This is a genomic window from Pseudoalteromonas sp. ECSMB14103 (genome assembly GCF_000813065.1).
GTDB classification, from domain to species: Bacteria; Pseudomonadota; Gammaproteobacteria; order Enterobacterales; family Alteromonadaceae; genus Pseudoalteromonas; species Pseudoalteromonas marina.
This window is the reverse complement of sequence record NZ_JWGY01000032.1, coordinates 1-229: the sequence shown is the minus strand read 5'-3', so window position 1 is coordinate 229 and position 229 is coordinate 1. Positions and strand designations below refer to the sequence as shown.

Annotated in this window: 1 rRNA gene; it reads left to right on the top strand. The window is 49.3% G+C overall.

Features of this window, described 5'->3' with window-relative positions:
- Window positions 1–229, top strand: a 23S ribosomal RNA gene (locus RF53_RS19085); the annotation flags it as partial.

Sequence of the window (229 nt, the reverse complement as noted above, 5' to 3'; positions counted from 1 at the left end):
GGAAAAGCCTCTAAGCTTCAGATTATACCGAATCGTACCCCAAACCGACACAGGTGGTCAGGTAGAGAATACTAAGGCGCTTGAGAGAACTCGGGTGAAGGAACTAGGCAAAATCGTACCGTAACTTCGGGAGAAGGTACGCTCCGATTGGTGATGAGACTTGCTCTCTAAGCTGATTGGAGCCGCAGTGACCAGGTGGCTGGGACTGTTTATTAAAAACACAGCACTG